The following is a 24,195-nucleotide window of genomic DNA, read 5'->3' as shown; positions in this document are numbered from 1 at the left end:
TCATGCCACACCGCCCGGCACAAGGGCTTGGAGGGTTGTGCTCGTCGAGTCCTGGTGGAGGTACCAGGCCGGCGACGGCACGAGAGCGGCGAGCGTCTCGCGGTCGGGGAACCGCGGGCAGGCGCCGCGCACCTGAACCCGCAGGCAGTCGCTCCTGTCCGTGGCGCGGCACAGACTCAAGGGGCGGCAGTCCTGCACGAGCCCGTCCGCCACCTGGTGGCGCACGGTGCACAGGACCAGGCGCCCCACCGCCTGAGCCGCCTCCTCGACGTCCCCGCCCCGGCTCCGTACCACCAGCACGGTGCGCGCCCACTCCGCTCCAGGCGCGGTGTGGCCAGGGCGTACGGGATGTCCGGGGTGTACGCGCGGGCAGCCTGGGGCTGGCTCGTCGGGAGTCCCGGAGTGGGAGCCGTGGTCATTGGTCGTCTCCCTGTGGCCGGTCGTCGGCGGTCGCGTTGTCGTTCGGCGGCGGCAGGAGCATGAGGACGGCCACGAAGGCCAGGAGTCCCAGGGCGATGGCGAGGGCCGGCCAGTTGATGCCGTGCCACAGGGCGCTCACCGCGGCCGACCGGGCAGGACCGGGACTTTCGCCCATACCTGCAGCCTGGTACCTCGGTGGGTCACGCCCCACGCCGAGGAGAGGTGCTCCACGAGGGCCAGGCCCCGTCCGTTCTCGTCCTCCGGCTGCGCGGTGCGTGTGCACGGCTTTTGGATGCCGAGTCCGCTCTCGACGGAGAGCAGCACCGTGCCGTTACACGTGCGGGTGGATACCACGACATCGCCGGATCCGTGCACGAGTGCGTTGGTGACCAGTTCGGAGACGACCTGGGCCACCTCCTCTTGGAGGTTGGGGTTCGTGGAGGCCTTGGGGTAAACGCTCCCCAGGTGCTCACCGACGGCACGGCGTATCCGGCCGACCCACACTCCGTCGGCCGGAGTGCCGGTCGTGGCGAACGCCACGACTGAGACCGCGCACTGCGGCAGTGGGCCGGGGTCGACGGAGGGCTCCAGCAGAGTTGCGCTGCGGGGCATCGGTGGAGGCATCGCCCATTCCTCTGTGGTCGGGTAGGCGCGTCCGAGGGGCGCCGAGAGTGGGGGGCTGCCGTACCCGCTACTGCGGGAGGAGGCTCAACTACATTTGCGCGTGCCAGAGTTCACCTGCAAGCAGTCCTGCAAGGAAACTGCATTGCAGGTGTATTGGTATATGCCAGAGCCTCTAGCTGGGGTGCGGAAGGGACTCTCTCGGTGCCAGACTCCGGGCTGGGGCACCAGCAGCGGCAGCTCTTGCCCTCCGAGCCCAGGCTCTAGACGCTAGAGCGGTAGCTCTCCAAGAGGAGGATGCAGGCGTGGGAAAACCGGTCGGGGTCACCGCCCGCAAGGTCGTGCTGGGACTACATCTCGGGGTGCTGCGCAAGAACGTGGGGATAACCCAGGCGGAGGCGGCCGAGGTGCTGCCCCGGTTCTCGGAGTACAAGATGCAGCGGCTGGAGAAGGGCAACGGCGTCATCGCCACCAAGGCGGACCTGCTCAACCTGCTCGAGCTGTACGGCGTTTCTGAAGGCGAACCCCTGTGTGAAGAACTCATCGTGCTTCACCGCGACGCGGCCAAGACCGACTGGCTGACGCAGGAGTTTGACCACCTGCGCGCGGACATGAAGACCTTCCTGGGCCTGGAGCAGGTCTCCAGGACCGTGAGCACCTACCACGCGACGCTGATTCCCGGTCTGTTGCAGACCCAGGCGTACGCGCGCTCCATGTTCGAAGCAGACCGGGCCATCAACGACACCACCGTGGCCTTCGTCCGCAACCACACGGAACTCAGGATGCGGCGGAAGCAGGAGTCGATTCTGCGCACCGAACGGCCGGTCAAACTGGAGGCGATCATCCACGAGGCCTCCCTGGTGCGCCCGGTGGGAGACCCGGAAGTCATGCGGGAGCAGTTCGACGAGATCGCCCGGCTGTCGCAGAGGGACAACATCCGAATCCAGGTCTACCGCCTTCGGAAGGAAGGCCCGATGTTCCCCCACAACTTTACGATCTTGGACCTTGGGAAGCCCCTGCCGACCACGGTTCAGGCCGATACCCCTTGGGGCGCACTGTCCATGTCGGACAAGCCCGCCGAGGTCAACAGGTTCACCGCCTGGTTCAGTGCGATGACCGCCTCGGCCGAATCGCCCGAAGACACACCAAAGATCATGCTCGAACTAGCCAAAGGTCTGACTGATGCCTGACGCCCCCCGTACCGCACACCACGACGGCCGACCCCCGTGGCGCAAGTCGACGTACTCCGACTCCACCGGCAACAACTGCGTCGAGGTCCGTATCGAAACCCACGTCAGCGTGAGGGACTCCAAGGACGCCTCCCGCCCCAACGTCACGACGTCAGCCGCCTCGTGGACGGCCTTCATCCACGCCATTGCGCAGTAACCAGCAAGCCAGAACACGGCGGTGGGTCCTTCCCAACCGATGCGGGAAAGACCCCCATCCGCAGGAGAGATCACTGTTGCAACTCTGGGAGTCGTTAGCATGGGCACAGGAGTCGGTGCGGTGGCGGTAGCCGCCGGCAGTGTCGTCGCGATCACGTGGGGCGGAATCAGCTTGTCAACTGGCATCGCTGGCGGTGTCGGTGGTGTGGCGTGCTTGTTCTCTGACGGGTGTTGATGATGGAACAAGTGGGTTATGGCCTCCTCGTTGCAGGTTGCCTGGCAATCGCTGTCTTCATGAGCGTGGCGTTGTCCAGTGACCCTGCAGGACCACGGCGGAACAAGAGCCTTCGGGGAGTTCTGATTGCCGCGCCTGTAGTGCTCATCGGCGTGATCATGATTCTGGTTGCGTGAGCTAGGTCAGCAGCCCGCGCGGTACATCGGTACTGCACGCTCGGGGGCCGCAGACAGCCCGCTGTCTGCGGCCCCTCCACTGCATCGTTGGCAGACACGTGCCGGGCGCCGCGAAACCAGTGGAAGGCGGAGCAGATCCGCCAGAGCGCGCAGGCCGCGCGCCTTCCCGCCAGCGCCGCCACGATTGCCCAGGCCACGGCAAGCGAGTAGCCGACTCCTTTACGGCAGACCCCTCACCCCGGTCTGCCCTGAACACCCGACGGGTACGTACCCGTACCCAGAAGGCATGGGAAGGAGCATCACCATGTCTGATGCGAACGTTCGGATCCCCGAGGAAGCCAAGAACCGGCTCGCGGCGATCGCGGCCGCCGAGGGACTCTCGCTGCGCGCCTACCTCGCCCGCCTCGCCGACACCCTGCTCACCCCGCAGGAGCGCGCCGACCGTGCGGCCGCCGCGCGGATCGCGCTCCAGGAATGGAACAGATACGCACCCGCAGAGGTTCAGGAGAAGGACCTCGACAACGAACTGGAACGGCGCCTCGCCCAGGTGCAGTCCTGGTGAGCGGGGCGATGCCCCACCGGCCTCTACCACCTGAGGGCCCGCTACTACGACCCCGCATCGGCAGACTGGGGTGCCGTCGGAGCAGCGTTGGGGTTCATTGGGGCAGGATAGGGGATGAAAGATGACTGCACGTCGTGATTCGGGCTGGCAGCGCAAGGCCTTGTGGGTTGCTGCCGCCCTCATCGTCATCGGCGTGGTTCTCTACGCCATTGACCGTTTGCCCTAGCCACGCACACGTTGGCCCGAACTCCCAACAAGGTCTCGGGCCAACTCTGTGTTCCCTCACCGGGTCCGGCGGGTCTGCTGCAGGTTTGGGTGACAGGGGGCAGGCCAAGATGTCACCCGATCGTGCGGCAGACCCCCGCAGCCCTCTGCGGCTAGAGACGACTCGTCCAACTCATCCTGGAGGAAGACTGCTTGAAGGGTTCATTGGACCAGGTCGAGGTGCGGGTGATCGGGGGATACAGGGCAGACGTAGAGCTGGAGGTCGTATGCGTCAGCGACTTGCACCTTGGTCGGTTCTGCCGGGTACGGGTCGAGGGGAGAGGCTGGGGCGGCCTGGTCCTCGTGTGGGATCCATGTGCTGGTTGCCCCGACCCATTCCCTTGTGGCGATGGTCAGCAGTGGGTTCAGTTCGGTGCCGCAGACCTCGCATTGCCGGGGTTGCGGGTCGGTCAGCCCCCAGCGGGTCCAGCCTCCGAGCTTCCAGCCGGGGGAGACGGACAGTTCTTCGCTGTAGAAGCCTCCCGGTGTTTCGTCGGCGTCAGCGGCGGCCGCCCGCCATACGTCGCAGTCCTCCAGTTGCTGCCTGAGTTCCTGGCTCAGTTCCAGATCGTTGGGGTACTCCGTCACGTGTTCCGGTGCGAGCACACATGGCTGCGGCAGATAGCCCGGAAACTGGATCGCGGGGGGTTCGGGCGGTGCGGTGAGGGCGTCGGTGATCGAAGCGGCGGTCCGCCAGAACACCGCGGTCCTGGGGTGTGCGGGATGGTCAAAGGGACACCACAGGACTTGGAGCAGGTCGGCCGGCCCGGGCGGGTTCAGCAGCGGGACATCGCGACGGTACAGCTGAGCAACGGGCAGCATGGCGATGGGCCCCTCGGGCCACGGACGTCCCGCTCCGGCGTATTCATCGGCGGCTTCCTCCTCGGGCGTGTACTGGAGGAGACGGGGATCTCCCTGGGCACGGTCGGCTGCCGTCTCGTAGATCCGCCGCTGCAATCGAACATCGTCGGGGGACTGCGCTGGATTGTGTTCGTCCCAGACGTGCGGGCCCGTGCAGTGGGGCCACGGTTCGGTGGCGGGCCACAGGAGGGGCCCGCCGACCGAACTGTTCCGAGGGGTCGGCGACCCGGGTCGCGGGTGGAGCCGGGTCGCCGGCCGTGCCAGCGGAGCCAGGTGGGGCAGGGCCGCCGTGACGTCGTAGGGCCTTGGCGGGGTGGTGCGGGTCATCCTGGCTCCCGAGTAGGGGTGTCTGGCGCGATCAGTTGCCGAAGTTGTACAGGCCGGTATCGCCCTTGGTGTTGAGGATGAACTCGTGCTCAAACAGCCTGCGTGGCGGCCTTCTCCGTCCCCAGCTGAGCGTGTATGCGTTCCCCAACGTGCATCGCCGTTGCGAGATCCTTGCGCTCCGCGCGGACTTCCGCGAGGCGTTCGGCCAGGAACTTCTCCCCCTCGTCGAGCTCGGCCCGACGGGCGGCGACGCGTTCGGCGACTTCGCTGATCTCCGTCATCCCACGAGCCTACGAACCCGCCCTGCCTCGTGAGCTGGAAACGAACAGACCACCGATGCCCCCTGCCGGACGATCAAGACGGCGGACTCCTGTCCGCGACTGGCCCGAGACCCCCCCGATGACGTCACACCAGCCCTCGCGACCAGCGGAAATCAAGTTGGCGAGGGCTTCTTGATGTACGTGGAGCAACGGCCTGGGTTGTCCGCGATGTACTTGGCCATGGCCAAGGGCTTGACGGCGGCGCCCCCGGCTCTTACGTCCGGGATCACCTCACGGCACATGTCCACTACCTGGTCATGGCCGAACACTTCCCGGAGGAAGGCGATGTCGCCGATCGACGCAACGGCGATGACCTGGGCATCGAGCATGCCTTGGGCTGCGGCCTGGGCTTGGACTCTCTCGACGCTGGTCTCACGATCAGCAGCGTCGTACATCGCGTACTTCGTGCCGCGGGGCTCTATGAGTCCGTGCCGGGTAGAGAGGATGAAAGCCGGGCCGCGATTAATAGTGCGGAGCGATTTGATGGCCTTCCGCCGGAGCTCGAACAGCCGGCCTGTGTACAGGTCGGCAGGCTCATGCATTCCGGGTCGCTGTTCCTTCCCGCACGGGGAGACGAACAAGAGGTGGCTGCTGCTCAACTTGGCTGTGCTCCTTGTCTGCGTCGATCAGCACCGGGCCACCGCCAGTTTGCCGCCGAAGGCGGGCAGAACGCCGCCCCGGCGAGGTGCCTGGCACGACCGGTGTTGCCATTTCACAGTGACACTCTGCCCGCCGCGTCAACCCATCGACAAACCGGTTGACAGACATCAGCAATCCAGCGGCGACAGACGATCTTCTCCGTGGACTGCCGCCCACGACCAGCATGAGCGCCCCGAGGACCGGTCACACCAGCCCTTTGAACTGCGACTTCAGGTTGGCGGAGGCTCATTGATCCGGGGCATCGGGTGCAGACGTGCGTCGTGGTGGTGGGCTGCCGATGAGGTGGAGGTGGTCGGTGGTTCCCGACCGTTCGGTGACGGTGGCGTAGTAGGTGATCTCGCCGGAGCGACTTGACGGGAGCGTGGCGGTGGCCTGAAACCGGCCGGGGAGGGGCCCTGCAGTGAGGTCCGGGGCAGGGGCGGTGTGAAGTTTCCCCGTGCTCTCGGACACTCGTTCGTTACGCGGCGAGGACGTGCTGTTGCCGCTGTCGGGTCTCGGCTGGGGTGAGGTAGCCGAAGGTCTTGTGCTTGCGCAGCCGGCGGCGGTTATAGAAGGTCTCGATGAAGTCGAAGACCTCGGCGCGGGCGGTGGCCCGGTCGGGCCAGACGCGGGTGCCGATCTCTTCTTTGAGCAGGGCCCAGAAACCCTCCGCGGCGGCGTTGTCGAAGCAAGATCTGGTGCGTCCGCAGCTTTGCCGAAGGTTCAACTCGGCTATTTCGCACCGGAGCTGGTTGCTGGTGTATTCACTGCCGCGGTCCGAATGCACTGTGCAGCCGGGCTGGAGGCGGCCGCGGCCGGCGGCCATCTTCAGCGCGTCGACGACGAGAGTGGCGCGGTGGTGGTCGGCCATTGAGTAGCCGATGACCTCGCGGGTGGCCAGGTCCAGCCAGCAGGCGAGGTAGAGCCAGCCCTCGCCGGTGGGCAGGGCGGTGATGTCGCCGGCCAGCTTCGTGCCGGGCAGGTCGGCGTGGAAGTCGCGGCCGATCAGGTCCGGTGCCGGCTTCGCCTTCCTGTCGGGCCGGGTCAGCGACCGCCGCCTGCGGCGGTGGGCGCCCTGGATGCCGTGCTCGCGCATCAGGCGGGCGATGCGCTTGCGGTTCACGCACCGCCCCGGCCGCCGCAGTTCGGCGTGGATGCGCGGGACGCCGTAGGTCTGGCGGGAGGCGACGTGGATGACGGTGATCTCGTGCACCAGGGCCTCGTCGGCCGCCGCGCGGGCGGCCCGGGTCTTCGTTGCGGCGAGCCAGGCGTAGAAGGAGGAACGGGCCACCTTCAGCAGCCTGCAGAGGAAAGCGACGCCGTGGGTGGTCTTCTCCGCCTCGATGAACGCGTACGTGTCGTTCACCGATCGCTCTCCTTCGCGAAGAAGACCGCGGCTTTTCGCAGGACCTCGATCGTCCTGGCCTGCTCGGCGGCGAGCTTGCGCAACCGCCTGAGTTCCTCGCGCTCGGCCGTGGTGAGCTCACCGGGCCGTCCCTCACCCCGGTCCGCCTTGGCCTGGCGGTACCAGCCGCGCAGGGACTCCGAGCTGATGCCGAGCTCCCGGGCGACGGCGGTGACTGTCTTGCCCGAGGAGTCGACGAGCGCGATCGCGTCCCGCTTGAACTCCGCGGTGTACCGCTTCGTGTACTTGCTTCCCACCTGGTGCTACTTCCTCTGGAACCTCAAGATCCCAGTCTCCAGGTGTCCGCGATCAAGGGGAAGGTTCACGATTCCGCGTACCCCGACAAGGCGTCCAAGGGATGGGTGCACGCCGCCTTCGACGGGTTCACCGCGGACGGGACGCGCAAGAACCTCCCGGACGGGTGGGTGCAGAAGAGGTACCTGCGCGAGAGCCTCTACACGCAGCTGGACTGAGCTCGTCCTGCCGTTTCCGTCTTTCCCACTCACCGTTCTACCGGCAAGTCACCGGATCTCGGCGGTGCCGCAGATGAAGGTGGTGTCTCGGAGGAGGGCCGGGGTGATGCGGAGGCCGGTGAGGTGCTCGGCGAGTGCGAAGGCGGCCGGCACGGCAAGGTCGTCGTCGGTGTCGGACGGTTCTTCCGGGAAAACGAAGCCGAGGTGGCGGATCACTTCGAGGAGGTCGTCGGCGCAGGTGCCCGAACGGTGTTCGGCATCGCGGAGTTCGAAGTGGAGTCGCAGTTCGGTGTCCTCGGCCCAGAAGAACGTACCGTCGTTGTTGGCGTGTGCGTTGTCGTAGTGGGAGATCCAGCGGGTGCCCACCGATGCGGGAAGGGCCTTCGCCTTGTTCACTCCGTGCCAGCCATTGGGCTCGACCATGAGGGTCCAGGCTCCAAGCGCCGTCATTCCGAAGAACGTCTGCGTGGTGCTGGGGCCCCAGAGGGCGTACGCGGTGTCGACGAGTGCAGCGGCGCCGGTGACCTCGGGCTCGGGCTGGCCACCCAACCTGCGTATCAGCTCGTGCGGGGTCACGTCGTGCACGAGGGTGACGCAATAGGACTCGGCGAGGTCCGGGAAGCCTTCCTCGAACCACATGTAATCAGCAGCAGTTGTAGCCATGCGGGAGATTCTTCCCGACGGCTATGACATCGGATGGCGAGCGCCGTGCTGGATTACCACTACGGCAGCGCCGGGCCGCGCCCCGACACCGTGATGGGTGATCTGCGCTTCGAGTTCCCCACGGTGTCCGTGGATCTCGTCAGGCCTGACCGAAGGCGCTGACCATCTCTTCTGAGTCATCAGGGGGAACGACCCCGCACCAGTCGGAGGCCCGGGCCGCTTAGGGGACATGCGACGACACGTATTGACCTCCGGGCTTGCTGCCGCGGTCCTGCTCGCCCCGGCGGGAGAGCGACCGGGCAGTGCTGCATGCTGCCGCTCCCCGGGGACCGTCCGCGTGGCGGTTCTTGGGCGGGGCGGCCGGGCAGGGGCCGGGGGCGACGGTGGTCCTGGGCTCCCTTGGCGCGGTGCCACCTGCGGCTGGTGGCCCGTGGGATGGGCCGGGCTCGGGGCGGGAGGCGAATGGCCGTGACGGCCCGCCCCGGTCCGCTTGCTGGGCTGGTCCGGCGAGGCGGATGCTGGTGTGGGGTTCCCATTCGTACATGCGATGGTCGCGGTGCAGGACGATCAGTTCCGCGGCCGTGATGCGGGCGCGGGCCGGCTGTTCGCTGACTGCGGCGAGGGCCCTGGCGGCGGGACCGGAGGGATCGGCGGCGGAGTACGCCACGGAGATGTGGGGGCGGAATCCGTCCGCGGCCTCGGGCACCCGGGGAGCACGTCGACGAAGGAGCCTGGGGCAGGGGTGTGGTGTCTGCCAGCATCCGTCCTACACTGCGGCGGGTGATCACCACCATTGCGTTCGACATCGGTGAGACCCTCGTCCGTGACGACCGCTATTGGGCTTCGTGGGCGGATTGGCTCGGCGTGCCTCGCCATACTGTGTCCGCTCTCGTCGGAGCGGTCGTTGCTCAGGGGCGCGACAACGCGGACGCGCTGCGTCTCCTCAAGCCCGGTATCGACATCCCCGCCGCCTATCGGGCGCGCGAGGCAGCCGGGCGTGGTGAGTACCTCGACGAGACGGACCTGTATCCGGACGTGAGGCCGGCGCTGGCGGCGCTGCAAGAAGCTGGTCTCCGGGTCATCATTGCGGGCAACCAGACGAGCAGGGCTGGTGAGCTGCTGCGCGGGCTGGACCTCCCTGCCGACGTCATCGCGACCTCGGGGGAGTGGGGCATCGCGAAGCCCGGCGGCGCTTTCTTCGGGAGGGTCGTGGACCTGGCCGCCGGACCGGCCGAGACGGTGGTCTACGTCGGCGACCACCCGCAGAACGACAGCGTTCCCGCGCGCGCTGCCGGCCTGCGCACGGCTCATCTTCGCCGTGGCCCCTGGGGGCATCTGTGGGCCGACAGCCTGGAGGTGCAGGCGAACGCCGACTGGGTCGTCGACAGTCTTGCCGAACTGGTCAACCTCCGCTAGCAGCCCGTGAAAGGCGCCGTCCCCTCGCGGGTCGGGGCCGGTCGTTTGCGCACCGGCGAGGTTTCCGCCTGGGTACGGTTCGGGTGCAGCCCGAGGGGAGTCCAGTATGCCCAGCATCACGTACCACGGGGTAGGCCCACGCGTCGCGTACGAACGGCGCATCGCCTCACTCACCCAGGCCCAACTCGCCGAGCGGGCGGGGGTTTCCCTCGGCACCATCCGCAAGGTCGAGCGAAATGAACGCGGTGTCTCTGCCCAGACCCTGGACGACCTTGCCACGGCGCTGAACGTGGACACGAGCCGGCTGCTGCCTGGCTCTGAGCGGCCCGACGACCGTGTCCATCGGGGCATGCCGGCCCTTTCGCGGATCATCGCCACCTGCGATGTGCCCGACGACGGCCCCGTGCGCCCGCTCCAGGACCTTGAGTTGGCCGTCGCCGAGGCGACGCAGTGGCGGCTCGGAGCACAGTACGTGCGCATCAGCCGCCACCTTCCCCCGCTTCTTGGTGAGCTCAGCAGAGCGCTCGCCAGCGCAGCCCCGGCGGAACGCGCAGCGATCGCCGCCCTCCTCGTCGGTGCCTGCCGCACCGCTGACGCCGTCGCTTACAAGTACGGTGCGCACGACCTTTCCGCCAGACTCGTCGAGCTCATGCGCTGGGCCGCGCCGCAGGCGCAGGACCCGCTCCTTGACAGCGTCGTCGCCTACGTCCGCACGGAGACCTTCTTCGCCGCCGCGGCCCACGACGCGGGCCTGCGCGTGCTGGAGCAGGCCATCGACCGGTCACCCGCGCCCGTGGGCCCCGCGACACGCGCGAGTCGCGGCACCCTCCATATGCGGGCCGCGGTCGTCGCGGGTCGGGCTGCCAACGCAGGAGCGGCAGCGGCCCACCTGGCGGAGGCAAGAGCTCTGTCCGAAGGGGAGCGGGAAGGAGTCTTCCTCGGTACGGCTTGGGGGCCTGACTCGGTGCGCATCCACCAGGTGTCCGTCGCCGTCAGCCTCGGTGGGGACCATGTGAGCCAGGCGCTCGCCGCTGCCGGTGAGTGGGCTCCTCCGCAGGCCCTTCCCGCGGAGCGCAGGAGCGGCTTCTGGATCGAGCTCGCTCGCGCGCAGCTGTGGGCAGGTCGCCCCGACCGTGCCTTCGAGAGCCTCAAGGTCGCCAGGCGCGTCGCACCCCAGCACACCCGTGAGCACCGGTGGGTGAAGGAGGATGCCGGAACCTTGCGGCGCCTCAAGCGTGCCGATGCCGAGGAACTGACGCAGTTTGCCCAGTGGTGCCAGGCCTCGTAGCGGTACCCCCGACAGGGGTACTTGTGGCCGTTCTTGTGAATCACGATCGTCCTGAGCACGAGGTCAGGAGGACGACGTGGCACAAAAGGCGCTACCCCCGCGAGGGGAGGACATGAGCCCGGCCCGGCCGCACGGCGGCGCCTGTTACGGGTGCGGGAGTGCGAGGGGTGAGCTCCGTCCGGCGGGCATCGTCACCACAGATGGCGACGGGCAGAGTCGTCAGCGGCCCCTCGTCGGCTGCGCGGCCCACCGGGCGGAACCCGGCATGCAGGGGCTCGGGACGGAAGAGTGGCTTGCTTACGCACATCACGTTCCCCCTCAGGCACAGGCCGAGTGGGCCCGGCAGAGAATGGCGATGCTGCCGCTTGGCGCGCTCTTCGACACGATTCGCATTCCCGCCGATGTGCTGTACGCGGCGCTCGTGAATGTCCGGCCGGCAGGGGTGGGCCAGACACTGGCGAATCTGCTCGGCGGCCCGGTCATCCAGGATGACGAGCGCTGGTTCTACCCGCTGGTGCGGGTGGGTGGCGCAGTCCGCTGGCATTCTCCCGCAGCCCGCTACCTCTCGCAGGGGTGGCTGGCAGTGCCGCGGGCCGATCAGCTCGCACCGCCCGGGGCGTATTGGGTGGTGCCGCCGCGGGAGCCCGGCCGCCTGTGCGACCTGGGCCGTGTCGGCGAGATGGTGTCGGTCGGTGTCTCGCGTCTGGCGGGTGCGTCGTCGTGAGTACCCCGGCCGCGGACAGGCGGATTCCTTCCGCCCACGATCTGAACTCCCGCCAGCGGTCGGGGTGGGCCTGCTGCTACTGCCGGGTCTCGATTGCCACAGCGGCCGACGCCGTGCTCATCGGTAAAGCGCGCGGCAGTATCGGGGCCCACAGCCTCGATACCACCGTGTATGCCTGCGCGCCGTGCGCAGCGAGAGTCATCGGCACATGACCCGCTGCCCAGGCGGAGACGAGGACGAGGAGCACGAGTATCCCGAGTCGGGAACCTTCCGGTCCCACTGCCCGGCCCACGGTTACACGCTGCTGTGGTCGCCGGTCGGGGGCTCTGATGACGGCCCGGACGACGCCCCTGAGGATGAGTAGCCGCCACGATCACCTGCCCGCGACGTCTGCCTGCTTTGTGCGGCGGCTGGGGCCGGCTTCCCACGAAAGGGGGCACCACAGTGAGCGTGTGCCCCCGTTGTCTGCTGGACGACGACGGGACCGAGCACCTGACGCGCGCGGTCCAGGGGGCGCACCCGGGCATGGCACCCGATCTCGCGGAGCGTGGCGTTGTTCAGGCTCTGGCGTACGTGGCCACCGCCGCCCTCGTGCGGTCCGGTGCGAGCCTCGAACCCTTCCCACCCGTCGCGACAGGATGGCGGGTCCAGGCCCTGCATGCCCGGCCGTACGCGCGCCTGAACCTCTACCTCGGCGAGGCGGTGCAACACCTACTCCGGGATCCGGCAACGCCCCCGGACCCTGACGCCCTCGCCCGGACGGAGGCCGCGGAAGCGGCTGCCGGCTACCCGATGGACCAGGTTCTGTGGCAGCCCGGTCTCGCTGTCGTCGGGCTGATATCCGCGGATGGTGTGACTGCGTCGTAGCCCTCAGACCCCCGCTCGGGCGAACCTGTCCACCCTTGGGGTGGTTCGGGATGGGGCGCCGGAGCGGGCCCCAGCGGCGCGCCGTTCCCCGGACCCTGGAACGGCGCGTCCCTGGCGGGTGCCTGCCACCGAGAGCACATACTCAGGCAGGCACCCGCATCTGCTCGGCTGCTACAGCTTCACCGCCAGCGTCCGGCCGTTGGCGCCCTGTGTCCGCTGCGCGACCCGGACACGCCGGAGCTGGACGAGGACGATGACGGCGGCGGGGGCAGACGCTGAGCCACGTTGTTGAGATACCTGGTCGGGTACCGGGGACGACAGCGGCCGTGGCCGTCGGGTACTCAGCTTGTGCTCTAACTTCTGGTCGCGGGCTGGGTAAGCAGTTGGGATACCCGTTGGGGCGAGACGCCCAAAATGTGGGCGATGTCCCGGCCGGTCAAGTTCTGGCTCTTGAGAGCTGACGCTGTTCGTCGAAGCTCCGCTGCCGCTTGAAGTTGGGCCCTGTGAGCGTCAACAGTTGCCTGGGTTGAAGCCTTGACGCGCCGGTTGAGCTCGTCGCCGAGATCGACCTTGAGTTGCACGCCGTGTTCAACCCCGGGCACGTCTGCGGCCTTCATGAGGGCACGTCCACACTCGGCTGCCTCGCTCAGCCTGCGAACGTAGGCGGGGGCGATTCCCTGCATTTCGAGTGCCCACCCACCATCGGCACGATGGGCCACGATCTTGGGCAAATCCACACTCCGAACCTTCCTCGGGACGAGATGAAAACTCTGGCCCCCCCTAGTCGAATGCGTCTAGGGGGGGCTAGATGAAGCTAGGGGGGTGCCGGTCAGGCCTGTCGCTGGAGACCGACGCTGTCCGCCCAGGTGTGGGCGGCGTCCGCGATGGCAGCGGCGCTGGGTACTTCGTCGGTGAGGTCGCGCCACCGGCGGCCTTCCGCCCGCACCAGGGCCTGCACCGCGACAGGGTCCACGTCCGTCCAGCCCGGTACCCGGGCGGCCCACTGCCACGCGGAGGCGGGGGAGTGCCCGCCGGTGGAGATCAGCCGCATCCCCCACAGCGCCACGTCCACCCAGGACGGGCCGGTCGCGGGCCACGACCAGTCCACCAGATGCGCCCGGCCCGGTGCGCTGATGAGGACGTTCGTCGAGGCCGGATCGGTGTGCAGCAACTGCCCGCCGGCGAACAGGGGCTCGTCGGCCGGGTCGCAGTAGTAGCCCCACCGGTCCCACACCGTCGGCAGCCGCACCGTCTCCGGGGCCCGCACCCGTCCCAGCTCCGCCAGCACGCCGACCACGGCGTCCAGGTCGGGGGAGCCGGGCGCGAAGTCGGCGTCTCGTCCGTGCAGGCCTTCGAAGCCCAGGAGGTGCCATCCGTCGGCGTGCACCCGCCACAGCACGGCCGGTGAACTCGCCGGGAGGTAGGGGTTGACCGCCTCCTCCAGGTCCAGCTCGTCGACGGCGGACCACGACGGCCCCCACCACGAACTGCCCCCTTCCGCGGGCGCCTTGGCGGGGGCAGGGGCGGGGTCGCGCTGCCCCTTCGCGAAGGTCGTGGTGCCGTCGGCCGCCGTCAGCAGCGCCGCCACCCCCGACGCGGCGGCGTGCTGAGCGTCCACGGCCTTCGTCGGCACTCCCACCTGCCGGTGCACCGCCGCGGCGGCCCCGGCCGGAAGATCGGCCCATCCGATGCGCGCGCCCATGTCAGGCTCCGGGCGGCGGCGGGTGCTCGGGCGGCGCCGGCGGGTTCTTGTCCGGGGTCACCGGCCCCTTCGGGCGGCCCGGGGGCGTCGGGGTCTTGGGACCGCGAGGCGGGGTGGCACGAATCGGCTCGCTCATACCCGCCAGCGTAGGCACCCGCCCGCACGCCGGACACCTCTTCCTGGCTGTGATGAGCCCCGTCATCCGCCGGTCGCGCGGGACCGGCACTCCTGAATAGCTGTCTGGTTCCGCCAGGGCGGTTTGCCGGGACAGTCCAGATCTCCGGGTGCGCTCGCGAGCCGTGCTGGCATCGTATGAACCATGGCAGCGATAGACGACACATCCGAACCCGACAGCCCTGTCCGCAGCGTCTATCCGCCTTTGGTGGAGGCAGCGTGGCTGTATCAGGCGGATCAGGTGTGCCCGGAGGACCTGCCGATGACTGCGGCCCAGGCACTCGCCATGGGAGTGGACACGCCAGCCCTGTGTGAGCTCGCCGGTCTGCCACGTCACGCGGACCCCCGGGACATCCGCGACGCATTCGAGCAGGCTCTCGGAGAGTTGGGGATCCTTCTGCCCGATCACCACCTGGCCCGGCGATATGCGCTGCGCAGGCTGGCCACGCGATTCACCGCCGGAGAGGTGGAGCTCACCGAGATGGCATCGGTCGAATGGTCGGAAACGGAGGTCGAGTCCGCTGAGGAGCAAGCATTCGTTGCGCTGCTCCCGACATGCGCGTGCTGCATCGAGTACACGCTGGGGCTCGACGAGGCGGCATGGGAAGCACAACTGCGGATCGCGGCCTGCGCCTTGGTCTCACACCCCACTGTCGGGCCGCACGCGCACACCGCAGACGGCGATCAGGGGGCTATCCGCGCTCAGCCTGAGGCGAAGAGCGGCGATGCCGTGGTTGCTCGCGGTGGTCAGTAGGTGTTCCTGGCGCAACATCTGGGGTCGCGATCGCGGAGGGTTTCTTGAGTGCGGTCTGCGGCACTGTTGGATCCGCAGGCTGGCGGATCCAACAGTGCCAAGGCGGCCTCGACTTGGCCCGGTGGTCAGTCGATGAATTTGAAGCGCATGTTGCTCGCTGCGCTGCACGTCCACTGGATGAGGTCGGCGCCGTTGCGCGTGCTGGCGCCTTCCACGTTCAGACACTTGCCGCTCTTCACGTTCTTGAGCTGCCATGTGCCGTCTGAGTACTTCGACAGGTACCACAGCCCGTTCGTTTGGGCGCTGCACGGCCACTGCACGACCTTGGCCCCGTTGGCGGTGCTCCCGCCCTTGACGTTTATGCACTTCTGGCTGTGGTAGTTCTTGATCAGCCACGTGCCGTCGCTGGCTCCGTAGAACCCCCACCAGAGGTTCCCCTGCGGAGCGCATGCATACTGATCGAGCTGCACGCCGTTCCCGGTGTTCCACGCCGGCAGGTCGGCGCACTTCTGGGAGTGCGCAAACTTCATGTAGCCCCAGCCGTCGCCGGCCTGAGCCGAGAGCTGCTGCCCCGCACGCTGGCGCTCGACGGGACTGTCCTGGGCCGTGGCCGCACCAGCGGGCAAGAGAGTAGCGGCCAGCCCGGCGAGAACCGCTGATGCGGCGATGCCGGCCCTCTGAAGACTCAGCATGGTGTTTCCCCCTCGTGTTCCGGTTCGTTCGCACCGGCCCTTCCGGTGCGAAATTCGTGGACGAGACCCTAGGGAGCTTTGACACAGAAGAAATCAACCCAGGGGTGGGCAAGCCAGTAAACCTCTGGAGTAGCTGCTGTAATCCTGCACCGTAGGGCGCACGTGATCGGTCAGTCCCGTACCGTCCCGCGTAGTCCGCTGTCACTTCGATTGGGCCGGGTCCCGGGCAGTGAACTCGTCGGCAGGATCTTATGTGCGCCGCGGCGGCCGTTGTGTTCTTCCCGGCTCCCGAGGTGCCGAAGTCTCCAACGCCAGGCAGGCGGCGGAACGCCGATTCCGCTGGCCCGGTGTCGCACTCTTCCAGGCCAGCGAAATCAGGAACGCCGCTCAGACAGCATTCGAGATCATTTCAGCATTTGATGTAACCCATGCCTGCCGAGGTGATGTAGGTGCCTGACGGGGCGGAGACGTTGACCGGGCTGCTGTCGCCCTTCGGGCCAGCCCAGTTGGAGTATCGCTTGCCGCCGTTCTTGAGATAGACGATGACCAGCGGGCACTTCCCGTCCGCCTTGTCGTCGTAGACCGTGCCGAAGATCGAACTGGTGCCGCAGAAGAAGATCGAAGCGTGGCCCTGCGAACTGCGGAGAGCGTGTGGTCCCGCGCAGGACGGAGCAGAGGCCGGTGCGGCTGCCACCGTTCCAACCGTGGCTGTGGTGGCCAGCAGGAGCGTCCCGCCCAGGATCGCGGCAGACTTTTTGAAGCCCATTAGATGTTCCCCCGTTCCTTGTTTGAGTTGCATTGACCTGACGAATGTGGCCCTGGAATTCAAGCGTCCGCCAGATGCTTTTCGGTCAAAGGGTGGGATGGCTTCGGTGTTCTGTGCGGATGATCCAATATGGAGCCTGCTTACGCGTAGTCTCACAGCCTGCCACCTGCCATTTTTAGGGTCTCATCAAGAGGTCGGGCAGCGCGGTATCAATCTGGGCAGCGGATTGAACGCATCGGCTAAATTGTGTGTGCCCGGCTCTCAGGGACTACCCTGATGACACAACAGATCCGTTGCTGTAAGGTTCCATCTCGGGGAGTCCTTTAATTAATTTCACCCCCCGAGTGAAGCAGGATTTCCTTCTGGTTGGAAAGTAGGGCTTGACGTTTAAATCCAAGCGAATCTCTTTAACGCCAAAGCCGTCCTTACCCTGGAGAGGCGATGCTTCCGCTACCCGCATCTTGACCGGCCCTGGGTTCGCCTGCCCCTCGAACAGAGCTGACACGGCGCACCGCCATCTGCGTCTCTGCGCTGTAGGTTCCGCGATTCCGTGAGCACTCTGACCAGGAAGATTGCGGTTTCCGCGGCCGGTGAGCACCGTTTCTGACGGGTGATCACGAGCAGAAGTTCGACCTCGGAGGGGCGTGGGCGCCACTCTCCGTAGTGGCGGCGGACCAGTGTGGTCGGAGTGGTTGAGAACAGGCGTGTGCCCTCCTTGAGCGGTGGGTGGGTCCTTCAATGATCGCGACAAAGGCCGGTTTCCCTAACCGGCGCGATCAGGGGCTATGTTGCGCCGCCGAGCGGATGCTCGCGGCTGGTGCGGTCGGTCTCCGGCTGGATGCCGACCAGTCGCCACCTGAGTACAGCGGCTGCGCGCCGGGCTGCACCGGCTGCTCGTGAACATCTCGTTGCCACGGCGCCCTCCCGCCGCCGCTCCGCCGATACTGACCGGGCGATCAAGGAGTGGCGGGAGCAACGGTGGAGTGGACGATCTGGGCCGGGTTCGCGGCCGGACTTGTGATCTCGACGGTGACCTCCCCGGTCGGCGTGTCCGGGGCGGTCTTCCTCCTGCCGGTCCAGCTCAGCGTCCTCGGTGTGCCGAGTCCCGCGGTCACGCCGACGAACCTGCTGTTCAATGTGGTGGCCGGGCCGGGCGCACTGTGGCGCTACCGCCGCGAGGGCGCTCTGCGCGGCCCACTGGCCCGGCGCCTCGTTGCCTGGACGCTGCCCGGCGTCCTCCTCGGCGCCGCCGTCCGCGTCTTCGCCCTCCCCGGCCCCGGCGTCTTCCGCCTCCTGGTCGCGGCCTTTCTGCTGCCGCTCGGCATCTTCCTGTGCCTGCGGACCTTGAGCCCCGCCCGGCGGAGGCCGTACGCGACGGAGCCGTCGGCGCGCGTGCTCGCTGCCCTGGCCCTGGCGGTCGGGGTGGTCGGCGGGATCTACGGGATCGGCGGTGGCTCCCTGCTCGGACCCATCCTTGCCGCGCGGGGCATGCCCATGGCCCGTATCGCCCCGGCCACTCTCGCCGCGACGTTCACCACGTCCGTCGCCGGGGCCGCCGCGTACGCGGTGCTGGCCCTGGCCAGTCCTGGTTCCGTTGCGCCCAACTGGGTGCTGGGCCTGGCCTGCGGGGCGGGCGGACTGATCGGCGGGTATCTCGGGGCCCGACTTCAGCCTCATCTGCCCGAGACCGCGCTCCGGCTCCTGCTCGGCGCTCTGGCGACCGCCCTGGGCGCGGTGTACGCCGTCCAGGCGCTTTCCTGATCCCGGGCAGTCGGCTCAGTTGCCGCGCGGGGCGTACATGATGACCGTCATCCCGGCGAGGCAGACCAGCGCGCCGATGACGTCGAAGCGGTCGGGGCGGTAGCCGTCGGCGACCATGCCCCAGGCGATCGATCCGGCCACGAAGATCCCGCCGTACGCGGCGAGGATCCGGCCGAAGTTGTCGTCGGACTGGAAGGTGGCCACCACCCCGTAGAGGCCGAGCGCGATGACGCCGACGCCAATCCAGATCCAGCCCTTGTGCTCGCGGATGCCCTGCCAGACGAGCCAGGCACCCAATCTCGAACAGCGCGGCGACGACGAACAGGGCGATGGAGCGGGCGACGAGCACGGCAGGAAGTCTCCGGAGCAGGGAAGCGGGCGGTACAGGGAGGGGCACGGTCAGCCGGCGCGGCCGAACAGGTCGGCGAGCAGTTCCGCACCGTCGGCCGGGGCGCGGACTTCCAGGTGCAGGCGCGGGCCGTCGAGGTGGAGCCGGAAGTCGAAGAACGGACAGCACTGCTGCTCGGCCGCCGCCAGCTCCGCCAGCCGTGCCGTCCGGTCGACCGGCAGCGTCAGCCGCAGCCCGTCGGGCACCGTGATCCGCACGGCGCCGTCGACCGCCTCGCGCCACTGCGCGGTCCGCTCATGCAGTCCGTCGCCGCTCAGGGAGCAGGCCACCGACGCTGTCCGCCACGTCTCCGCCTCTACTTCGGCGGCCTGGCGGCTCGGGGCGAGCACTACGTCGACCGGCCGGGTGTCGCCGGCGGCCGGGGTCGGCGTGGTGAGGAAGCCGCACTCGGGATCGCACGGGCTCGCGCGATCGGGCAGTGCATCGAGGTGGTCCAGGGCCGTGTGCAGGGAGGCGGTGAACGATGCCAGCTCGGCGGAGCGTGCCTCGGCTTCAGCGAGACGGGCGGCGAGCCGCGGCCGTAGGTCAGCCTTCACGTCCCGGCAGGCGCCCGTTTCCCACACCCCGAGGAGCTCACTGATCTCCTCCAAGGGCAGCCCGAGGTGCTTGGCCGCGCCGATGAACGCCAGCCGCTCGACCGCGGTCTCGCCGTACAGCCGGTAGCCGGCTGGGGTCCGGTCGGCCGGAAGGAGTCCGGCGCCCTCGTAGAAGCGCAGGGTGGTCGCCGGCACACCAGAGCGCTCGGCGAGCTGGGAGATCCTCATCGTGCTCACACGACCGACGGTAGACCTTCGACCTGGGTCGAAGGTCAAGCCGAGTCGCATACAGGGCGTCACCGATGCCCATGATCACGCGGAAGTGCTCACGAAACTGCGGAACCCAGAGCGCCGGTCAGGGTGTCTGCTGTTGTGTGAGTTCGGCGATGAGGTGTTCGGTGTCGGGGTCCATGCTGATGCCCCAGTCCCGGTTGGTTTTCTGGATGAGGGCGATGGTTGCGTGGAGTCCGGCCCGGTTGCCGTGTGCGTGCTCCAGCAGCAGCAGATCGCGGTAGAGGAGTTCGGCGGTCTCGTCGACCTCCAGGCCGATGGCCAGGGCCTGCCGGGCGGCGGGGTAGTCGCCGTTCTTTGTGTGGTGGCGGGCGCTGGTGTGCGCGATGTCGACGATGCGGGTGAGCATGTCCTGCTGGAGGGAGTGGGCCCACTCTGGTGGGTGGGTGCCGAACGGGCGGCCGCGGACCAGGGCGAGCGCCGCATCCAGCGGGGCCACCGCCTTCTCGACCAGCCCGCGTTCGGCGAGGGCGAGGAATTGGTGCCAGTCGCAGGGGAATTGGGGGTGGAGGGCGTAGGGGTCGGTGCCGGTGCGGCGGCGTGGGACGTAGAGGGTGCCGTCGGGTGCGGAGCCCAGTTGGCTGCGCAGCCCGGACAGGCGGGCCATCAGGGTGTTGGGCGTCCATGGCTCTGTGGGGTCCATGGCGGTGCAGATGCTGTCGCGGTCGCGGCCGGGCCGCAGGTGCAGCAGGGCGGCGAGCTGGGCGAGCTTCGGGCCGTGCCCGCTGGCACTGAGGCCGGTCACCTCGACCGCCCCGAGAACCCGCAGCCGCGGCGTGCCCGCCTCGGCCCCTGCTTCCGGCACTTGGTCCGTGGCAGCCGGCTCCGGGCCTGCTTCGGAAGCCTCGGTCTCGGTGCCGGGCTTGGTCTCGGTTCCGGTGTCCGGCTCGGTCGGCTTGGCGGTTTCCTCGGAGACGCCGGTGGCGTCGTCCGGGGCGGGTGCGGTGGCTTCAGCCGTGGCCCCGTGGGTGGGAGTGCGTACGGCGGCGAGCAGCGAGGGGAACGCCCCCGGGTCCGCTGCCGCTTCCCCTTTGCCGAGCACCACCGGCGTGCCGTTCACCGCCTTCTCCGGGGCGGGTTCGGAGGCGGGCACCTCGGTACCGGGGGAGTCCTCGCCCGGGACGTTGGCCCAGGGGCCTTCGGCGTTGTGCGCGGGCTGTTCTGCGGTGGCCAGGGAGGCGAGTACGTCCTGGTAGGCGGCGGGTTCCATCCGTTGGAGCCGCACCTCCACGCCCAGCGAGGGCAGTGGCTGCGGGTGGGTGTCGTCGAGGTCGGCGTCCAGGACGTCGGCGTCGGGGAAGTGGGTGCGGGCGTCGGCGGCGGGCAGCACCACACAGGCGGGCACGTTGCGGGCCTTGTCGAGGGCGTCGGCCAGGGCCCACGCGTCCTCGCTGCTGACCTGCCCGGCGATGATCAGTATCCACGGCCGGGCCGGGGCGTCCTCGTCGTCCTGGTGGGCCTCGATGGCCCGCTCGGCGAGATCACGCACCGCGTGCGCGGCCTGCTCGACGTACCGGATCCGGGTAGTCGGCAGCAGCTTCGGCAGTTCCCCTCCGAATCCGACGACCAGGACCTCGGAGTCGGCGGCCCACGGGCTGGAGCTGAGTTCCAGTGCCAGGGAGGTGCCCACCTGCTCGATGTGCGGGGTGCTGCCCTCCAGCAGCAGGTGCCGGGCCGACGGCAGATTCAGCAGCAGCAGGCTCCCGTCCGGGCCGGACCCGAGCGTGACCAGCCCCGGGTACGGCGGCGCCGTGTCCCGCGCCTCCTGGGGCAGTTCGGCCTTCTCGGGCAGCTTCCACCACCCGTTTGTCCCGGCCGTGAACGGCCAGGCCGGTTCGGCGGACAGGTCGTCGGGCAGCACGGCCACCGTGCGCGAGCCGACACGGGCCGCCCGCAGCACCGGCACCACGCTCTCCGTGCCGGCGGCCCGGTGGGCGAGGGCGCGCAGGGCATGGTCCAGCAGATCCGGGCTCGCCTGCGCCGCCGTGGCGGCCAGTGCCTGTTCAGCCTGGCTGGTCTCGCCGATGGCGATCCGCTGGCCGGGCTTGCGGCGGCGCCGCTGGAGCAGCCGCTTCAGGGCGAGCGCGGTCACCGCCGACCCGGCCAGCAACGCCCCGGTGCCCACCATGGTCTGCATGTCCAGCCCCGTCGCAGCACCGCCAGGAACAGCGGCCGGGGGCGGGGTGGTGGTCGGGGCGCTCGGGGTGGGGGTTTTGGCGGGCGGCACGGGCACCTCGGCTTCGCGGTCGGGCGTCGCGGACGGAGCGGGAGACGACGGCGTACTCGACGCGGACGCCGGCGGCTTCGCGGGCGCCGACGTCGCGGGCTGGGGAACGGCCGTCGACGGCTTCGCGGGGGAGGGGACGGCAGTGGACGGCTTCGCGGGCGCGGGCTTCTCCGCAGCGGGCTTGGAGGGCTCCGGCTTCGTGGGCGTGGGTGTGCTGGTTTCGCTCGGGGTCGGCTGCGCCCGGTCCGGGCCGGGCTTCTGCGGCTCCTGGGGTTTCGGCTGGTCGTCCGGCGTGGGCGGGGTGGTGGGCAGGGTGAGGTGCTGCCCGGCTTCGATCTCGTCGGGGTCGGTGAAGGTGCCCCCACCAGGCAGGGCGGAGCCTTTGTTCGCGGTGAAGAGTTCCTCGAACTTCTCCGCGTCGCCGAGCTGGTCTTCGGCGATGCCGGTCAGGGTGTCCCCGGCGACCACTGTGTACGACGCTCCCGCCCGGTCGGTGCCGGTGCTTTCCTGCGGGCGCGGTGCGGGTACCTCGGGGGTTCTGGGCGGGGCGGGCATCCGCAGCTTCCAGCCGGGCTGGATGGGCGCGTTCGCGTCGAAGGTGCGCCCGTCGGTCATGGTGCGGCCCTGGTTGAGGTCGGCGATTTCCGTGTACCGGGTGCCGTCGCCCAACTGGGCTTCGGCAATGGACCAGAGGCTTTCCGCTGGCCTCATCTCGCGCACCGTGTACGTCGCCGCCTCCTCCGCCCCTGCCGCCGCCTTCGCCCCCTGGGTGTTCTCGGCGGGGGTGGTCTGGGGTGCCTGGGGTGCGGTGACCGCGACGGGCGAGGCCTGCGCGGGGGAGGCGAACGCGGTTCCCGCGGGCAGCAGGATCAGGATCCCGCCGACCAGGGTGGCCGCCGCCCGCTGCCCCGCCCCCAGCCCCGGAAGCCTCGGAGCGCGCAGCCCGCGCAGCTGCGCGGGCACCTCCACCACCAGCGACAGCGTGAACGCACCCCACCCTGCCCAGCCGAGCGCGGTCAGCGCCAGGAGGAAAACGGCGGAGGTGTCCTGACGGGTCAGCAGATGGGCCAGGGCCTCGATGCCGGGGGCCCAGACGGCGGCGGATGCGTGCCACAGCAGCACCGGCAGGCCGCCGACCAGGAGCAGCACGGCCACCAGGCACAGCAGCGCGCGTACCACGGCGAGGGCGCCGCGCCGTGCGCGGGGAGTGGTGGGACGGGTGGGAGCGTTGGGGGTCACTGGTTGCCTTCCTGGGGGGTGAGCACGCCGTGGAGGAGATTGGCCTGGCCGTGCCCGCTGACCGGGAGAGAGCCGACCCCGGCCATGCTGAGGAACTTCGTCGCGTACGTGTCGGCCACGGTCACCTCGATCCGCTTCCCGCCACCCCCGATACTGACGGTCCCGGTGACTCCGGCCCGTGCGAGGTAGGCCTGCGCGGCCGCGGTGGCGGTCGCCGGGTCGGCGGCGACCTTCCCTTCACCGAGGACGGCGGCCCCGTCGATGGCCTGCGCCGCCGCGCGGGCGGCCTCGATTGCGACGGCATCCGCCCGGCCGGCGGCCCGGAGTTTCCCGGTGGCGTCGACCACCAGCAGCCCGCCGAGCAGCAGCAGCGGCACGGTCACGATCGCCACGAAGATCGCCATACTGCCCTGGTCATCGCCGGTCCCCGCATACCGTCGGGCCAGGATGTCGCGCACGCGTGAGGCGGCCGCCTTCAGAGAACGGGTCATCACTGTCCCTCCCGCTGCCGGTAGGAATCCACCACGGATACGAACTCGCTGCTCAACGTGCGTACTCCCGGGCCGCCCCCGAAGAAGAACAGGTCGCCGATCGGGACGGTGCAGGACACGGTGACGGTGACGGTGGCGGCCTGGCCGATGGCGGCGTCCAGGCCCTGGGTGTTGGCCTGCACGGTGGTGGCGGTGCAGGGCTGGTTGTCCCCGGCCAGGGACTGGGCGGCGGCCCGCTGTGCCTCGGCCTGCGCGGCGCCGACGGTGCGCGTCAGAGAGGCGGCGCGCGCGGCGTGCTCGGACGCCGCATCCACGGCCTGTCCCGCCATCGACAGACGGGCGGCGGCCACGAACAACAGGCCGAACGCGATCAGTACGGGAACCACGACCACGGCCTGGATCGGCGCACTGCCCCGGTCCGCACCCCCACCCGGGCCGCCGGTGCGGGCGGCCCACCAGTGGCCCCACCGGCCCCTGCATGCCCCTGTGTTCATGACCTGCTCTCTT

At 69.1% G+C, this 24,195-nt stretch carries 26 protein-coding genes and 1 pseudogene; 10 read left to right on the top strand and 17 right to left on the bottom strand.

Going from position 1 to position 24,195, the window contains the following annotated elements; translation table 11 throughout:
- From ACFYVL_RS40420 to ACFYVL_RS40410, 3 genes are all read right to left on the bottom strand, one after another.
- Entirely contained in the window at nucleotides 1-300 is a 300-nt protein-coding gene (locus ACFYVL_RS40420) for a hypothetical protein (RefSeq protein ID WP_389254310.1), read from the bottom strand.
- Nucleotides 301-415: 115 nt separating this feature from the next.
- Complete coding sequence (locus ACFYVL_RS40415; RefSeq protein ID WP_389254308.1) at nucleotides 416-559, bottom strand: hypothetical protein; 144 nt, start codon at nucleotides 557-559, stop codon at nucleotides 416-418.
- Nucleotides 556-1,044, bottom strand: a complete 489-nt coding sequence (locus ACFYVL_RS40410) for an ATP-binding protein (RefSeq protein ID WP_389254306.1) — start codon at nucleotides 1,042-1,044, stop codon at nucleotides 556-558. The genes ACFYVL_RS40415 and ACFYVL_RS40410 overlap by 4 nt, the downstream gene beginning before the upstream one ends.
- Before the next feature lie 302 nt (nucleotides 1,045-1,346).
- Between ACFYVL_RS40410 and ACFYVL_RS40405 the strand changes: the two genes are divergently transcribed.
- From ACFYVL_RS40405 to ACFYVL_RS40395, 3 genes are all read left to right on the top strand, one after another.
- Nucleotides 1,347-2,231: a helix-turn-helix domain-containing protein gene (locus ACFYVL_RS40405; RefSeq protein ID WP_389254304.1), complete on the top strand. Its 885-nt coding sequence runs from the start codon at nucleotides 1,347-1,349 to the stop codon at nucleotides 2,229-2,231.
- A complete protein-coding gene (locus tag ACFYVL_RS40400; protein WP_389254302.1) occupies nucleotides 2,224-2,427 on the top strand; it encodes a DUF397 domain-containing protein in 204 nt (67 codons plus the stop codon). The genes ACFYVL_RS40405 and ACFYVL_RS40400 overlap by 8 nt, the downstream gene beginning before the upstream one ends.
- Before the next feature lie 714 nt (nucleotides 2,428-3,141).
- Nucleotides 3,142-3,399 (top strand): hypothetical protein, encoded by a 258-nt coding sequence (locus ACFYVL_RS40395; protein WP_389254300.1) that lies wholly within the window; start codon nucleotides 3,142-3,144, stop codon nucleotides 3,397-3,399.
- Between the two features lie 426 nt (nucleotides 3,400-3,825).
- Here the strand turns inward: ACFYVL_RS40395 and ACFYVL_RS40390 are convergent, their stop codons facing one another.
- The 5 genes from ACFYVL_RS40390 to ACFYVL_RS40370 form a co-directional block, all read right to left on the bottom strand.
- Nucleotides 3,826-4,620, bottom strand: a complete 795-nt coding sequence (locus ACFYVL_RS40390) for a hypothetical protein (RefSeq protein WP_389254298.1) — start codon at nucleotides 4,618-4,620, stop codon at nucleotides 3,826-3,828.
- A 320-nt stretch (nucleotides 4,621-4,940) separates the two neighbouring features.
- Nucleotides 4,941-5,132 carry a hypothetical protein gene (locus tag ACFYVL_RS40385; protein ID WP_389254296.1) on the bottom strand — a complete coding sequence of 64 codons (192 nt, stop codon included), beginning with the start codon at nucleotides 5,130-5,132 and terminating at the stop codon, nucleotides 4,941-4,943.
- A gap of 152 nt (nucleotides 5,133-5,284) precedes the next feature.
- Nucleotides 5,285-5,770, bottom strand: coding sequence for a DUF6884 domain-containing protein (locus ACFYVL_RS40380; RefSeq protein WP_389254294.1), 486 nt, complete (start codon nucleotides 5,768-5,770; stop codon nucleotides 5,285-5,287).
- Between the two features lie 518 nt (nucleotides 5,771-6,288).
- Entirely contained in the window at nucleotides 6,289-7,176 is an 888-nt protein-coding gene (locus tag ACFYVL_RS40375; protein WP_389254292.1) for an IS3 family transposase, read from the bottom strand.
- On the bottom strand, nucleotides 7,173-7,472 hold the full coding sequence (locus tag ACFYVL_RS40370; protein ID WP_389254290.1) for a transposase: 300 nt from the start codon (nucleotides 7,470-7,472) through the stop codon (nucleotides 7,173-7,175). Before ACFYVL_RS40370 ends, ACFYVL_RS40375 begins: the two co-directional genes overlap by 4 nt.
- Nucleotides 7,473-7,514: 42 nt before the next feature.
- Between ACFYVL_RS40370 and ACFYVL_RS40365 the strand changes: the two genes are divergently transcribed.
- Nucleotides 7,515-7,688 (top strand): hypothetical protein, encoded by a 174-nt coding sequence (locus ACFYVL_RS40365; RefSeq protein WP_389254289.1) that lies wholly within the window; start codon nucleotides 7,515-7,517, stop codon nucleotides 7,686-7,688.
- A gap of 48 nt (nucleotides 7,689-7,736) precedes the next feature.
- Here the strand turns inward: ACFYVL_RS40365 and ACFYVL_RS40360 are convergent, their stop codons facing one another.
- Nucleotides 7,737-8,351 carry a DUF6461 domain-containing protein gene (locus tag ACFYVL_RS40360; protein ID WP_389254287.1) on the bottom strand — a complete coding sequence of 205 codons (615 nt, stop codon included), beginning with the start codon at nucleotides 8,349-8,351 and terminating at the stop codon, nucleotides 7,737-7,739.
- Between the two features lie 780 nt (nucleotides 8,352-9,131).
- Between ACFYVL_RS40360 and ACFYVL_RS40355 the strand changes: the two genes are divergently transcribed.
- The 4 genes from ACFYVL_RS40355 to ACFYVL_RS40340 all read left to right on the top strand — a co-directional run bounded on the left by ACFYVL_RS40355 (nucleotide 9,132) and on the right by ACFYVL_RS40340 (nucleotide 12,646).
- Complete coding sequence (locus ACFYVL_RS40355) at nucleotides 9,132-9,767, top strand: HAD family hydrolase (RefSeq protein WP_389254285.1); 636 nt, start codon at nucleotides 9,132-9,134, stop codon at nucleotides 9,765-9,767.
- Nucleotides 9,768-9,873: 106 nt separating this feature from the next.
- On the top strand, nucleotides 9,874-11,055 hold the full coding sequence (locus ACFYVL_RS40350; RefSeq protein WP_389254283.1) for a helix-turn-helix domain-containing protein: 1,182 nt from the start codon (nucleotides 9,874-9,876) through the stop codon (nucleotides 11,053-11,055).
- A 349-nt stretch (nucleotides 11,056-11,404) separates the two neighbouring features.
- Nucleotides 11,405-11,779 carry a hypothetical protein gene (locus tag ACFYVL_RS40345; RefSeq protein WP_389254280.1) on the top strand — a complete coding sequence of 125 codons (375 nt, stop codon included), beginning with the start codon at nucleotides 11,405-11,407 and terminating at the stop codon, nucleotides 11,777-11,779.
- 525 nt (nucleotides 11,780-12,304) lie between these two features.
- Nucleotides 12,305-12,646 (top strand): hypothetical protein, encoded by a 342-nt coding sequence (locus ACFYVL_RS40340; protein ID WP_389254278.1) that lies wholly within the window; start codon nucleotides 12,305-12,307, stop codon nucleotides 12,644-12,646.
- Nucleotides 12,647-13,475: 829 nt separating this feature from the next.
- On the opposite strand, the gene ACFYVL_RS40335 is transcribed toward ACFYVL_RS40340, so the two are convergent.
- Complete coding sequence (locus ACFYVL_RS40335; RefSeq protein WP_389254276.1) at nucleotides 13,476-14,348, bottom strand: aminoglycoside phosphotransferase; 873 nt, start codon at nucleotides 14,346-14,348, stop codon at nucleotides 13,476-13,478.
- A gap of 319 nt (nucleotides 14,349-14,667) precedes the next feature.
- On the opposite strand from ACFYVL_RS40335, the gene ACFYVL_RS40330 reads away from it, so the two are divergent.
- Entirely contained in the window at nucleotides 14,668-15,276 is a 609-nt protein-coding gene (locus ACFYVL_RS40330) for a hypothetical protein (protein ID WP_389254274.1), read from the top strand.
- Nucleotides 15,277-15,401: 125 nt separating this feature from the next.
- Here ACFYVL_RS40330 and ACFYVL_RS40325 read toward each other — a convergent pair whose 3' ends face one another.
- Together ACFYVL_RS40325 and ACFYVL_RS40320 are read right to left on the bottom strand one after the other, a co-directional pair.
- Nucleotides 15,402-15,968 (bottom strand): RICIN domain-containing protein, encoded by a 567-nt coding sequence (locus ACFYVL_RS40325; protein ID WP_389254272.1) that lies wholly within the window; start codon nucleotides 15,966-15,968, stop codon nucleotides 15,402-15,404.
- Between the two features lie 409 nt (nucleotides 15,969-16,377).
- Entirely contained in the window at nucleotides 16,378-16,734 is a 357-nt protein-coding gene (locus tag ACFYVL_RS40320) for a hypothetical protein (RefSeq protein ID WP_389254270.1), read from the bottom strand.
- A gap of 978 nt (nucleotides 16,735-17,712) precedes the next feature.
- On the opposite strand from ACFYVL_RS40320, the gene ACFYVL_RS40315 reads away from it, so the two are divergent.
- A complete protein-coding gene (locus ACFYVL_RS40315; protein ID WP_389254269.1) occupies nucleotides 17,713-18,495 on the top strand; it encodes a sulfite exporter TauE/SafE family protein in 783 nt (260 codons plus the stop codon).
- 15 nt (nucleotides 18,496-18,510) lie between these two features.
- Here ACFYVL_RS40315 and ACFYVL_RS40310 read toward each other — a convergent pair.
- The 5 genes and pseudogenes from ACFYVL_RS40310 to ACFYVL_RS40290 form a co-directional block, all read right to left on the bottom strand.
- A pseudogene (locus ACFYVL_RS40310) lies at nucleotides 18,511-18,844 on the bottom strand (YnfA family protein).
- A 50-nt stretch (nucleotides 18,845-18,894) separates the two neighbouring features.
- A complete protein-coding gene (locus ACFYVL_RS40305; RefSeq protein WP_389254267.1) occupies nucleotides 18,895-19,677 on the bottom strand; it encodes a MerR family transcriptional regulator in 783 nt (260 codons plus the stop codon).
- A gap of 118 nt (nucleotides 19,678-19,795) precedes the next feature.
- Nucleotides 19,796-23,197, bottom strand: a complete 3,402-nt coding sequence (locus ACFYVL_RS40300; protein WP_389254265.1) for a LysM peptidoglycan-binding domain-containing protein — start codon at nucleotides 23,195-23,197, stop codon at nucleotides 19,796-19,798.
- Complete coding sequence (locus ACFYVL_RS40295; RefSeq protein ID WP_389254263.1) at nucleotides 23,194-23,688, bottom strand: hypothetical protein; 495 nt, start codon at nucleotides 23,686-23,688, stop codon at nucleotides 23,194-23,196. The genes ACFYVL_RS40300 and ACFYVL_RS40295 overlap by 4 nt, the downstream gene beginning before the upstream one ends.
- On the bottom strand, nucleotides 23,688-24,182 hold the full coding sequence (locus ACFYVL_RS40290) for a pilus assembly protein (protein WP_389254262.1): 495 nt from the start codon (nucleotides 24,180-24,182) through the stop codon (nucleotides 23,688-23,690). Before ACFYVL_RS40290 ends, ACFYVL_RS40295 begins: the two co-directional genes overlap by 1 nt.
- Nucleotides 24,183-24,195: the final 13 nt, after the last annotated feature.

It is taken from the genome of Streptomyces sp. NPDC004111 (genome assembly GCF_042874215.1).
Classification (GTDB): Bacteria; Actinomycetota; Actinomycetes; order Streptomycetales; family Streptomycetaceae; genus Streptomyces.
Note: the sequence above shows the minus strand (reverse complement) of the source record. Positions and strands in the feature narration are given on the sequence as shown.